This window comes from Parabacteroides leei (genome assembly GCF_023369805.1).
In the GTDB taxonomy this organism is placed as follows: Bacteria; Bacteroidota; Bacteroidia; order Bacteroidales; family Tannerellaceae; genus Parabacteroides; species Parabacteroides leei.
The window spans coordinates 50,957-64,150 of record NZ_JAMBQG010000006.1 but is presented as its reverse complement, the minus strand read 5'-3'; the positions used below and the strand labels follow the sequence as shown (position 1 = coordinate 64,150).

Annotated in this window: 10 protein-coding genes; 1 reads left to right on the top strand and 9 read right to left on the bottom strand. The window is 46.4% G+C overall.

Annotated features, from left to right (window positions below; genetic code table 11):
- Window positions 1–43: 43 nt before the first annotated feature.
- From M1P97_RS10560 to M1P97_RS10540, 5 genes are all read right to left on the bottom strand, one after another.
- A complete protein-coding gene (locus M1P97_RS10560; RefSeq protein WP_249389054.1) occupies window positions 44–2,059 on the bottom strand; it encodes an SUMF1/EgtB/PvdO family nonheme iron enzyme in 2,016 nt (671 codons plus the stop codon).
- A gap of 167 nt (window positions 2,060–2,226) precedes the next feature.
- Window positions 2,227–3,408: a TolC family protein gene (locus tag M1P97_RS10555; RefSeq protein WP_249389053.1), complete on the bottom strand. Its 1,182-nt coding sequence runs from the start codon at window positions 3,406–3,408 to the stop codon at window positions 2,227–2,229.
- Complete coding sequence (locus M1P97_RS10550) at window positions 3,405–6,542, bottom strand: efflux RND transporter permease subunit (protein WP_195375232.1); 3,138 nt, start codon at window positions 6,540–6,542, stop codon at window positions 3,405–3,407. Before M1P97_RS10550 ends, M1P97_RS10555 begins: the two co-directional genes overlap by 4 nt.
- A gap of 15 nt (window positions 6,543–6,557) precedes the next feature.
- Entirely contained in the window at window positions 6,558–7,769 is a 1,212-nt protein-coding gene (locus M1P97_RS10545; protein ID WP_195375231.1) for an efflux RND transporter periplasmic adaptor subunit, read from the bottom strand.
- Window positions 7,770–7,864: 95 nt separating this feature from the next.
- Entirely contained in the window at window positions 7,865–8,260 is a 396-nt protein-coding gene (locus M1P97_RS10540; RefSeq protein WP_249389052.1) for a DUF6769 family protein, read from the bottom strand.
- A 462-nt stretch (window positions 8,261–8,722) separates the two neighbouring features.
- Between M1P97_RS10540 and M1P97_RS10535 the strand changes: the two genes are divergently transcribed.
- Window positions 8,723–9,685 (top strand): hypothetical protein, encoded by a 963-nt coding sequence (locus tag M1P97_RS10535; RefSeq protein WP_249389051.1) that lies wholly within the window; start codon window positions 8,723–8,725, stop codon window positions 9,683–9,685.
- Between the two features lie 100 nt (window positions 9,686–9,785).
- Here M1P97_RS10535 and M1P97_RS10530 read toward each other — a convergent pair whose 3' ends face one another.
- From M1P97_RS10530 to M1P97_RS10515, 4 genes are all read right to left on the bottom strand, one after another.
- Window positions 9,786–10,556: a sulfide-dependent adenosine diphosphate thiazole synthase gene (locus M1P97_RS10530; protein ID WP_028726700.1), complete on the bottom strand. Its 771-nt coding sequence runs from the start codon at window positions 10,554–10,556 to the stop codon at window positions 9,786–9,788.
- 173 nt (window positions 10,557–10,729) lie between these two features.
- Window positions 10,730–11,371: a cytidylate kinase-like family protein gene (locus M1P97_RS10525; protein ID WP_028726701.1), complete on the bottom strand. Its 642-nt coding sequence runs from the start codon at window positions 11,369–11,371 to the stop codon at window positions 10,730–10,732.
- Between the two features lie 38 nt (window positions 11,372–11,409).
- A complete protein-coding gene (locus M1P97_RS10520; protein ID WP_249389050.1) occupies window positions 11,410–11,703 on the bottom strand; it encodes a nucleotidyltransferase family protein in 294 nt (97 codons plus the stop codon).
- A gap of 67 nt (window positions 11,704–11,770) precedes the next feature.
- Window positions 11,771–13,120, bottom strand: coding sequence for an MATE family efflux transporter (locus M1P97_RS10515; protein ID WP_249389049.1), 1,350 nt, complete (start codon window positions 13,118–13,120; stop codon window positions 11,771–11,773).
- Window positions 13,121–13,194 lie beyond the last annotated feature (74 nt).

Here is a 13,194-nt window from a genome sequence, read left to right as displayed (position 1 = left end):
GCAAGTCCCTGACTGATAACCTATTCAGGCAAAACCGAAGGGATCACTTTATTTTTCCTTGAAAGCCTGTATTTTCAAGCAACCACGGCAGGTTAAACCGGTAATGGTTCTTACTGCTTAACAGATGGATGATCCCGTCGGGCGACTGTGTTGCCGCCAGATAACCAAGTGGTTCGGCATGCGTCTGATCCATTTCAAAGAAACCGGTCCATGCTCCTCCATCCATAAAACGTTTTTTGCCATCTGTCAGTAACTTCTTCACCGGCCATGTTTTCCCTTCGTCGAAAGAAAGGGCGGCATACATTCCGTAGCCTGTATATTCTTTACCGCTTCCATCTTTAAAAGTCATCCCGTTCAGACCATTCTTCAAACGGAAAGGATGGTTGGTGAAAGAGACCAGAAGGATGGGCCCTTCTCTCAGGCGCATCAATACGAGACGTTGGCCACCGTCGATCGGGGGGAACTCGGATGCACTATATGTCCAGGTACGTCCGTTATCTTCCGAGATACTCATGGGCATACGTTCCAGGCCGTCTTTACCCACAATCCCGTCCCCACGCCCCAAGGCCATAAAGCGGCCGTCTGCCAGTTGAACCACTCCGGCATGGATACCGGCAATGGTTCCGCCAGAAGCTCCCGCCTCGAAAATGCCGGGATTAGTCTTACCCATATCTTCCCAGGTCAGACCGTTATCTTTACTGAGATGAAAAGCAGTGCCTCCGTTACTACGGGGAGTTGCATCGGCGGCTTGTACCAGCCAACCTTCTTTCGTTTTGAATGAACCGGCTATCACCTGATGGCGGCGGGCATGTTCGGGAGCGACCAAACGCGGGCGGCTCCATGTTTCACCGTTGTCGGTACTGGTTCTCATGACCATTGCCAAGGTTTCCCAGGTTCCGGCAGCCTCCACCCCGTTCATATGGATCAGTGTTCCATTGTTATTCAGCAGGGAAGAGCCCGTCACGTTCCGGTCGGGCACTTGAAAGAATTCACGCGGTTCGGTCCATTCCGTATTACCATTTACCAGGCGACTTTCCAGAATAACCATTTCACGACCCGATTCCTCATTACAGGTAAACCAGATGGCAAGTAAATCGCCATTATCACACCAACTGACAGCAGGACAATGATTATGTTTATAGAATGGTACACCGGACGAACAGTCAGGAGTCTTTACATAGACCAGAGGTTCACTAAAGAAAGGTGTTTTCAGGGGAGCATCCCAGTGATGTTTCTTTTGTATCACTTGTCCGGCAACGGGTTCGATAGCCGGAAGGGGTTGTGTAGCAGCCCTGTCGGCCTGTACTACACGGAAGCCGGTAAGCCAATGTTTATCTTCGGGCAACATGGCCATACGATTGGCTGAACGCAGGAATTTTTCAGGGGTGCTATGGCTTCCGCCACGTGTCACCCGGTATAATCCGTCGGCACGCCCCACAGGATCTGTCTGTGCTGATGGTTCATAAGGACCGTACCAGTCGCTGCACCATTCCTCCACATTTCCGTGCATATCATACAAGCCGAAAGGATTAGCCGGGGTCTTTCCTACTGTCAGGTTGATCGTTGAGTCTGTTCCCCAGACATTTTGCTGGTTCTTATGGTATACGCCATGAAGCCCGTTGTCCATCCAGAAACTCCAGTATGTACCGGCACGGCAGGCATATTCCCATTCCGCTTCTGTCGGCAGACGGTAAGTTTTACCTTCTTTTTTCGATAACCAATCGCAGAAGGCCTGGGCTTCAAGATAGTTTACAAAGACGACGGCTTCATCATCTCCCTTTGAGAGACCGTATTTTCCTCTTAGTTTTTTATGGGTGGGATCGAAAGATTCATATTGGGCATTCGTCACTTCGGTAGTACCCATCAGGAAAGGGGTTGTTATCGTTACCGGATGGACCGGGGCTTCGTCATAATCTTCTCCCAATCCGTGGCCGCCCATGTGGAAGGTTCCTTCCGGTATGCGTACGAACTCCATTCCCAGGCTGTTCTTTTCCTGGGCATAGGAAGCTGTAGCCAGCAGGGCAGAAAGGCTATAACATAAGATTGTAGTGTTTTTCATCTTCATTCGTTGTTTTCTGATTTCAAGGAATAAAGATAGATATATTGTTCCAAATACAATACCTAACGATATATCTATATACAAAAAAGGGCAGGTTTAGAACCTGCCCCTACAAGGTTTGCTATATTGTTTCAAACCTGACAATTTGCAAAATAACAAATACTAGTCTACAACTTGTATTTATATAATTGTGCCATTACCTTCTGGTACTCATTCTGCAACTGCATATAATTCTGCATGCTTTGATAAAGCGTAGTCACATCCACAAAGTATTCGATCATACTAATCTGCCCGGTCTGGATCGCCTTATTCAGCAATGCCAGGTTGTTCTGACTTTTCAGGACGGTATTATATTCGTCCATAGAAGTTTTCAACGCCAGCGATTGATTATACAATTGATGTAATTCGCTCTCAACGGCAGAGGTAGTACTTTCCAGTTGCAGGTCGGTATAAAGCGACTGGGCTTTTGCCTGCCGTACATTGTTCCGGTTTGAGAACAACGGGATACTTACACCCACCAGGAAACCATTGAAACGTTCGCCTCCTGTCGCTGTATTCAAACGATAGCCAAGTTCAAAACCCGGCAGTCCTTTCGCTTTATTGACACTCAACTGACGTTGGGCAGCTACCTGCTCACTCTTCAAAGTCAACAGTTGAGGATTGGAAGTGATCGCTTCCGAACGCAGTTCTTCAAACGACAGGACTTCATCCGTCTGCCTGTAAGCCGTATCCGTGAAGTCGATGGCAATTCCGCCGTTCAACGTTGCCAGTTCCTGTAATTTGGCGATACGGGCAGCTTCATTCATACGGGCTTCGGTCTTTGCGTTCAACAACTCCAGGTCTATCTTATTTGTCTCCAGGATATTGGCATCCCCCGACTGCAGACGCATCGCATACAGTTCGGACAGCTGCTGCGCATTGTGCCGGCGCTGATCCAATAACGCTTTCTGCTGGTTCAACAGGACCAGATCCAGGCAAAGCACTTTTGCCTGTAACAGGATCTGCTGGCGGAACTCTGCTCCCTGATTATCGTAACTGGCAGCTTTCGATTTCGCCAGTTTATTCTTCTGCACATACACCGAAGGAAAGTCGAACGACTGGGAAGCGACCAGTTCCCCCTGGATTCCCATCCCCTCCCGGTTGCCATACTGATGAACATACGAAACGGACGGATCAGGCAGGTTATTATCGAGCTTGGCTTCCAGCTTCTTCGATACAGTCAGCTGGCTGTTCGCCTGTAATTCTTTGTTATTGGCTTCAACACTGCGTAAGACCGCATCAATGGAGTTCTGTCCATTAACCGAAAATACGGCAGATACCAATGTCGCTATTATTATGAATTGTTTCATTTTTCCTTATTCATTAAAAGATAAACAATAGGAATGATAAAGCCGTTGAGGAAGGTAGAAGTCAATAAACCACCCAGAATAACGGTTGCCATCGGGCTTTGGATCTCATTACCCGGCAGATCACCGTTCAATGCAAGCGGTATCAAAGCCAGTGCCGAACTCAATGCCGTCATCAGGATCGGGTTCAGACGGTCCAGCGAACCGTGTATCACCGCATCATGTATTGAAAAACCCTCACTGCGCAACTGCGCATAATGGCTTATCAGCAACATACCGTTACGGGTAGCGATACCAAACAACGAGATGAAACCGATAATGGCCGGTATACTGATCTCACCGGAAGTCATCCACAGGATAAACACCCCCCCGATCAGCGCCAGCGGCAAGTTCAAGAGGATCACACCGCTTTCCTTGGCATTCTTGAACTCGTTGTAAAGCAACAGAAAGATTACCAGCAACGACATCAACGAGGTGAGTAGCAAGGTACGGCTGGCCGCCTGCTCACTTTCGAACTGGCCGCCGTATTCGATATGATAGCCTTCGGGTAACCGGATCGAACCGCCTATCTTATTCTGGATATCGTTTACCACACTACGCAAGTCGCGTTCGGACACGTTTGCACTGATAACCAGTTTACGTTGCACATTCTCCCGGTTGATCGTATTCGGGCCGGTCACCGAACGTACTTCCGCTACATAGCTCAACGGTATCTTCTTCCCTCCTGCATCGATCATCAGGTTGCGTATATCTTCCATCGTGGCACGGCTTTCGTCCGAAGTCTTAACGGTCAGGTCGAAAGTCTTACCGTCGTCATATACCTGGCTGACTACCTCGCCACCCAGCATCACATTAATATACTCTTCAAACTCCGGCAACGATATTCCATACTTAGCCATCAGTTCACGTTTGGGTGTGATGGTCAGCTGCGGACGCTCGATCTGCTGCTCTACTTTCAGGTCTACCAGGCCGGGGATACTTTGAATGGAGTTCTTTATATCATTACCGATCGTAAAGAGACGGTTCAAATCCGTACCGAACAGCTTGATGGCAATATTGGCCTCCGTCCCCGAAAGCATAGCATCGATACGGTGAGAGATAGGCTGGCCGATCTCGATATTGGCCCCGCTGATGGTAGACAATTTCTTACGAACATCGTTCATAACAGTCTCCCGGCTACGATCTTTCAATACGAAAGGAGCCTCTATCTCCGATACGTTCACACCCAAAGCATGTTCATCCAGTTCGGCACGTCCGGTCTTACGGGCTACAGTCTGGATCTCGGGAACCTGCATCAGCAGTTGTTCTGCACGGTGTCCCATCTCGTCCGACTCATCCAGGGAGATACCCGGCAAAGAGCTTACGTTGATCGTGAAAGATCCCTCGTTAAAGGGAGGCAGGAAGCTACGCCCCAGCGTAAAGAAGATACCCAGTGCCACTACAAACAAGCCGATAGTACAACCCAGTACCGTTTTCTTGTGCACCAACGCCACTTTCAGTGCACCGCCATACCATTCTTTCAACTTACGGGCTACCCACGCTTCTTTATCTATCTTCTGATCAGTCGCCTTACGGTTCAGAAGATAACTGCATAATACCGGAGTCAGTGTAAGCGCTACGACGGTCGATGCAAAAAGCGCTACGATAAATGCGACACCCAGCGGAACCAACATACGTCCTTCCATCCCATGCAGGAAAAACAACGGGACGAAACTTACGACAATGATCAGCGTAGAGTTCAGGATCGGCATACGGACTTCACGGGAAGCATCATACACGACCTCCAGTATCGAACGCCTGTCGTCGGGCGGCAGCATCCGGTTTTCCCGTATCCGCTTATACACATTCTCCACATCGACAATCGCATCATCCACCAACGAACCGATCGCAATGGCCATACCTCCCAGCGACATCGTATTGATTGTCATTCCCATATAATGAAGCACCAGAATAGAAACCAGCAACGATAACGGCAACGCAACCAAAGAGATCACCGTCGTCCGGATATTCATCAGGAAGAGGAACAACACGATCACAACGAAGATACTACCTTCAAACAGACTGTTCTTTACATTATTAATAGAGCTATCGATAAACCGGCTCTGACGGAAAATATCGGTAGACACATTCACATCCGAAGGCAGACTCTTTCTTAGGTCGGCAACAATACCGTCCAACTTATTCGTCAGGTCGATCGTACTGGTATTGGGTTGCTTGGTGACAGTGATCAGTACGGCATGTTTCCCCCGTTCGGAAGCCGTACCCAGTTTGGGACTTTTACTTCCGACCTTTACGGTTGCCACATCCTCCAACAGAACAGGGAAACCGTCTACTGTTTTTATTACCCCTTTAGCCAGTTCATCCGCTTTGGAAGTTGAAAGAACGCCCCGGATAATGTACTCGTTATCATATTCATAGAGTACACCACCATTTGCGTTACGATTCATATTACGGCAAACGGTCAAAACCTCATTAAGCCCCACTCCGTAATGTTTCATGCGGGCAGGATCGAGCAATATCTGATATTCTTTAATATCGCCACCGATCACGGCAACCTGTGCCACACCGCCGGTCGACAGCAGGCGCGGACGGATCGTCCAGTCGGCAATCGTACGCAGATCCATCTGGGTGGTGGCGGTTTCCGTAGGGGCAGTTCGCGAACCGCCCGTACTGACGGAGGCATTTCCATTATCCTTAGTCGTCAAGCCGATGATCATCATTTCACCCAGGATAGAAGACTGCGGGCCCAGCGTCGGTTTACCTACATTCTCAGGAAGGCTCTCACCCACTACGGCCAGTTTCTCGGATACGATCTGACGGGCCCGATAGATATCCGTTCCCCAATCGAATTCCACCCATACGACAGAAAAACCGGTAGTGGAAGAAGAACGTACACGGCGTACGTCCATAGCACCATTCACCGCCGTCTCCACAGGAAAAGTAACCAAGCGTTCCACCTCCTCAGGTGCCATACCATTAGCTTCCGTCATGATAACTACGGTAGGAGCATTCAGATCAGGAAACACATCTACATCCGTGTGAAAGGCCGTATAGGTTCCCGCTATCATCAATAGCAAAGCACAGATCAGGACTACCAGCCTGTTATGCAGCGAGTAATATATAATTTTATTCAACATATAGTGCTCCTCCCATTAATGATTATGAGTATGAGCAGGAATAGCATTGGAAGCAGATGCCAGTTTGATCTGATAAGCACCCTGTGTAACTACCGTTTCACCAGGCTTCAACCCGGATAATATCTGTACTTCCGAACCATTGTTGGCCCCCGGTTTCACTTCCCGTTTCTGATATCCTTCTTCATCCAGGCGGATAAACACGGAGTAAATGCCCTGTTCTTCTATCAGGGCGGAAACAGGAACACTCAATACATCCTCAATCGGAGAAGTCAGCAGATAAACTTCCACAAACGAACCGGGTATTACCGCTCCCTTGTTATCAAACTCGAAAGTGACAGGAATATAGAATGAATTGCTATCCGAAGCCTTTCCATAAGAAAGTATACGTCCGTGAAGATCGGATAGCTTATAGACTATCTCATCATAAGGCGTACGGAAGTTGGCAGACTGAACGGCCGGAAGATATTTATAGTACTTTTCCGAAACTTCTGCACGAAGTACCAGGCGGCTGTTCTGCGATATAGTAGCCAACGGTTGCCCTACCGCCACATAATCACCTTCTTTCACCTGCAAATTCTTCAGGTAACCGTTCATCGGAGAAACTACCGATACGCCATTGGCCGTTTGTTTGCCGGCAATCGCTTCATAGGCGACCTTCGCATTCTCATAGTTCAAACGGGCCTGTTCGAAGTCTTTAGCGGAAACGATCTTATCGCCCACCAATTGTTCCATACGCTCATATTCTTTCTTGGCATTCTCGTATGCATACTTGGCACGGGCCGCCACGTTCCCATCCGAAAGCGTACTGGACGCCAGGCTCAGGATAGCCTGACCTTTACGTACTGCCGCACCGTCTACAAATGACAGGCTACCGAAAGTAACTATACCGGGTACTGTTGCAACCACAGTCGTCTCATCACCTTGTGCTGCCAATACACTTCCACTGGTCTTTATTACATCCGTGAAAGGAGCCGGTTCCACTACCTTTGTTTGTAAACCGACAGCCTTAGCCAATTCTTCTTTGAAAATGATCTCATTGGCATGTGCTCCTGAGGCAGCTTCCTTGCCATGATCGTGTCCTTCATGATCGTGTCCCTCGTGTTCGTGATCGTGTCCTTCTTCATGTTCATGTGCTTCATGATCATGTTCGTCCTGCTTGGTAGCTCCACCGCTACAGCCTATTAATAGGTAGGCACATAAGACCCACAATAAATATATCTTTCTCATTGTATTATAATGTGTTATTAATGCAAATAGACAATAGTCCGGCGTTTAGATAGAAACACCGGAAAGCGAATAAGGTTCGCTCTAACCGATAACAATTATAACACAGAAGGGGCTCGCAGTCCACTTGCACACGTTATCCATGTATCATGCAGGGACTCAATATAAAAGGCTCGGCCACGATCAAAAAGTTGTCCGCAGAAGGCCGGTTCGGGAGGGTTAATATAATCAAATAAAACTTGCAAAGGGAAAAGTAAGTGACTGACATCGAGATCACTCGCATGAGAAAGAAGTGAAGTAAAGAGTGCCTGGTTATGCCCGTTGCATCCGCAGTCGTGCGAAGAAGTACTCTTGTGGCTATGGGTATCGGTTGTCAGCGATTTAAAGCAAGGCAACCCGTTACTATGGTGATGATGAGGCACCGCCACAGAAAGCAGCATGACAATACTTGCCACCAACATAACATAACGGATTATCTTTTCTTTCACTTTCATAATTCTGCTACAAAAATAGGAAGTTTATTTTGCAACACAATTGCAAACGCGAGAAATATAATAAAAAAAACCGGCCGAGAGGCAAACTCTCAGCCGGGCTGCTGGTCATGGTATTAGCATTAGTGGTCTACTCATTCTGATTATACAAGCAAATGTTTGGTTAGGTCAAATAATTTATAAACAAAAATTCTAAGACTAAAATAAAATAAAGTTCATCCATTCTAATGCTTTCTCTCTTTCATTGAGATATGCGAATTTACTACACAAAAACGGGACTTTTATTTCGCATATAAGGTATTTTGGCCTGTAGCTATTTCTTATTCGTATATACACGATATCTATCTGACGGATATTCGAAACACAGGCATTGCCCCAAACAGGTTTGTTGCGTTTTCCGAAACAAAACATCTTGTATATTGTTTATTTAATGAACATATATATTTTTAAAAGGGAGAATTGCTAATGAATGCAGATGTATTAAATACAAACCTGATCGAGGTGATGAAAAATAAAATACCCGACGGAGTAAACCTCGCGAATACTCTTATGGATATTCTATATATAGGAAAAGAAGCTGTGTACCGCAGGTTACGCGGTGAAGTTCCTTTCACACTCAACGAAGCTTCCATCATTTCAAAGAAACTGGGGGTTTCTCTGGTCCAGATCGTGGGGATAAGTTATACTAATAACGCAATGTTCGACCTGAATCTTTTACATTATTCAGATCCTATCAAAACGTATTATACTCTTCTTAACCACTATCTGAAAGTGTTTGAGTCGCTACACGACGATCCGACTTCGGAGTTGAGTACTGCGTCAAACATGATACCACAGACTTTTTATCTGAAATATGAGAACTTGTCAAAGTTCCGCCTATTCAAATGGATGTATCAGAATGAGAAAGTAAATTGCGTAAAATACTTTTCAGAGCTAAGTATCTCTGATGAGTTGAAACAGGCACAAAAGGATTTTGTGAATGCTACCTTATATATACAAACAACAAACTATATATGGGACAGCATGATGTTTTTCTATCTGGTAAACGATATTAAATATTTTGCAAGTATCCATCTTATTACTGATGAGGAAGTAATCAAACTACAGGAGGAACTCCTACAGTTACTGGACGACTTGGAGAATATCGCATCCAAAGGGAAATTCGAAACCGGGAAAGATGTACATATTTATATATCCAACATCAACTTCGAAGCGACTTACAGCTATGTAGAGACTTCCAGTCTGCAACTAAGCCTGATCCGGATATTCTCTATCAACTCGATCACTTCGAGTGACAAAGACATGTGCAAAAGCATGAAAGAATGGATCCAGTCGCTAAGGAAATTCTCGACAATGATATCCGAAAGCGGTGAGATGCAACGAATACAGTTCTTCAAGAAACAACGGGAGATCGTAGAGAAGATGTGACTTAAGACATGAGTTTTTATGTTACTATAAGTAAGAAAGGACGGAAACCCTGATAACAGGATAACCGTCCTTCTTTATTATAATACTTTCTTACTTCGTATTATTTATCGAGCTTTTCGCAGATCAGCTCGGCAGCTTTCTTGCCGCTCATCAGCATACCGCCAAAGATAGGGCCCATACGGAAACTGCCGCTTACCCCGTTGGCTGCCATACCGGAAACGAATAATCCCGGATAGATTTCCTTTGTATTCTCTACTGTGGTCTGTTCGCCCAGCTCCACGTTCAGTGAACGTTCACCGATCACACCGCCTGTCGGGGTATTCAAACGGATATCGTTCTTACGGGCAACTGTGCGTGCCACTTCGCAGTCGTGTCCTGTACCTTCCAGTACGGCTTTCGCCATAATAGTCAGCGGGTCTACATGCATACCCTCACGGATAACAGGGGCCCAGTTTACAACAACACCGGCTACGGCGTCGTTATGGAACACTACATCTTCCACCGAATAGCAATTGAAGATAGTAGCCCCCGCTTTGGTTGCCTGATAGATCAGGGCGGAAGTTGTATGAACCGAGTCCATAATATAAGTACCGTTACCGGCATCGTGATAAGTAACGCCCAGTTCCTTCACGATCGGCATGGCTTCTTCCTGCACAACAATATCATTAAACATCATGGCACCGCCCCACATACCTCCGCCGGGAGCCAGTTTACGGTCGAAAAGTGCCACTTTCTTACCGGCTTTAGCCAGATAATAAGCTGCTACGATACCGGAAGGACCACCACCTACGATAGCCACGTCAATTGATAAGTTGCTCTTCAGTTTTGCAAAATAAGAGTCAATAATCCCTGTTGAAACGATTTGTTCCATTACAATAATAATTAGTGTTTAAACATCGGAGAGCACATAGAGGTTAAGCTCTCCTTTATTTAGCAATTCTACCGATTCTCCCTTCACGGCATTACCCGGGCAGGTTCTATGGGTATAATCTCAGCCTGTATATTAAGGCACCCCTATGATAAGTCAGGGACAAAGATAGTAAATTATCCGAAATGTGGCGGCCGCTTTTCCATTTTCCGTTCAACAAAGCTTTTCATGAACTCTACGGTTTCGTCTACACCCAGTACGGATACGTCGATAGAGAAATTATAGGAAGAGGCTACGCCCCACTCTTTATTGGTATAATAATTATAGTAGGCGGCACGCGATTTATCCGTTTTCGCCATCAATTCTTTTGCCTGTTCCACAGTTACGGGCTGGTACTCGAGAATACGCTGGATGCGGTTTTCCATATTATTATGGATGAAGAAACTCAGGCAATCCGGATCGTCCCGCAAGATATAATCGGCACAACGCCCTACCAGTATGCATGATTGCTCGGCAGCCAGTTTACGGATAGCATCACTCTGAAACTTAAACAGCCCGTCGTTGGACAGGATATCGTTGTAAGGCGTAAACATCCCCATGTATGAATACCCCATCGTAAAAGCATAAGACAATCCGCTCGAAGCGCGCTCGTCCGCCTTTTCGAAAAACTCTTCACTCAAACCACTCTCCTTAGCAGCCACAGCCATCAGTTCCTTATCATAATAGGCGATACCCAATGCCTTAGCCAACTTCTGTCCTACCTCGCGACCACCGCTGCCAAATTGACGGCCAATAGTCAATATGATCTTGTTATCCATAAATTATTCAGTATTTTCTTTTAAGAGTCGCTCCCTCCCTACACATAGATGCCATCTCTATCGATATTCCGTTTCAGTAAAGCATTCATATTATCACGCAAACGGATTATATCTATTTTGCACTTTAGTAATTCTTCCAGTTCGTACTTAATATTAAGGAGGATAAAACCATCCGGTTCCTTCATCTCCACACAAACATCCAAATCACTATCTTCCTTCTGTTCGTTACGAGACACGGAACCGAATATACCCAGCCGGATAATCCCGTACCGATCTGCCATTTGCTGTTTATACAAACGGAGCAATTCCAAATATTCAGCCTTTGTTTTCATTCTAAAATTCTTTCGTAACAAGACAAAGATAGGATTTCTTATTTTCATTTACAAGCAGATAATCCACTTAATTCTGTTTCTTAAACTGCTTGAATTGATTAACCAGTACAATTGCCGTAACTATTGTGGCGATCGTATCGGCCACGGGCATACTGATCCAGACCCCCAGGGTTCCGAAGAAACGGGGAAGGATAATCAGGCAGGGGATCAGGAATAACATCTGCCGGGTAAGCGACAGGAAGATGGCTTTTTTCGACATGCCGATCGAAAGGAAGAAGTTTGTCGCCACCATCTGGAAACCGACGATCGGAAAAACAGCAAACACGATATGCAGGCCAAACACAGCAGCTTTCACCAACTCGTCATCCGTAGTAAACATATTGACGATCAGTGTAGGGAACAACTGGCACAACAGGAAACCGGCCGTAGCCACCCCGATAGCCCACTTCATCGTCAGCTTCGTCACCTCCGTCACACGAGGATACAAGCGGGCACCGAAATTATATCCGGCAATCGGCTGCATTCCCTGATTGAAGCCCATAATGATCATCACGAACAGGAAGATAATACGGTTTACGATACCATAAGCACCGATCGCCATATCACCGCCATACTCCTTCAGTCCGCGGTTGATAAGGATTACGATCAGACAGGAACAGAGATTCATCAGGAAAGGGGACATACCGATATAGAGTATACCCTTGACAATCTCCTTCCTTAATCTATAAATGCCTTTCTTAAAATGAAGCAGCTGCGTGGGACGCGAAAAATGGATAAACTGCCCTGTCAGCGAAATAACCTGCGATATGACCGTTGCCCAGGCCGATCCCTTGATTCCCCAGTCGAAGCCGAAGATAAAGATCGGATTCAATACACAGTTGATCACGACCGAGGCCAGCGTGGCATACATGGCCAGTTTCGGGAAACCGGATGAACGCAACACGGCATTAAGCCCCAGATACATATGAGTGATTACGTTACCATAGAGAATGATCTCCATATAGTCGCGGGCATACGCTATCGTGTTCTCGCTTGCCCCGAAGAAGTAGAGGATCGGGTCGAGCATAAACAAAAAAGCAAAGGTAAAGGCAAGCCCCAGCAGCACATTCAATACAAGCACATTACCCAGCACCTTATTCGCACCGTCGTAATCCTTCTGTCCCAGTTTCACCGACACCAGCGTGGAAGCCCCCACACCTACCAGCGAACCGAAAGCAGCCGCCAGGTTCATCAGCGGGAAGGTCAGGGCAAGACCGGAGATAGCCAGCGGGCCAACCCCATGACCAATGAAAATACTGTCTGCCATGTTATAAAGCGAAGAGGCTGTCATGGCGATAATTGCCGGAATAGCATACTGCGTAAGCAGTTTTCCAATACGTTCGGTACCCAGTACCAAGGGAGAGTTTTGTTTTGTCATAAAAACCAATTGATGTGCAAAGGTACGGATATTTCCGATTAATTTTTACCTTTGCTTTACTATAATAGTTTAAA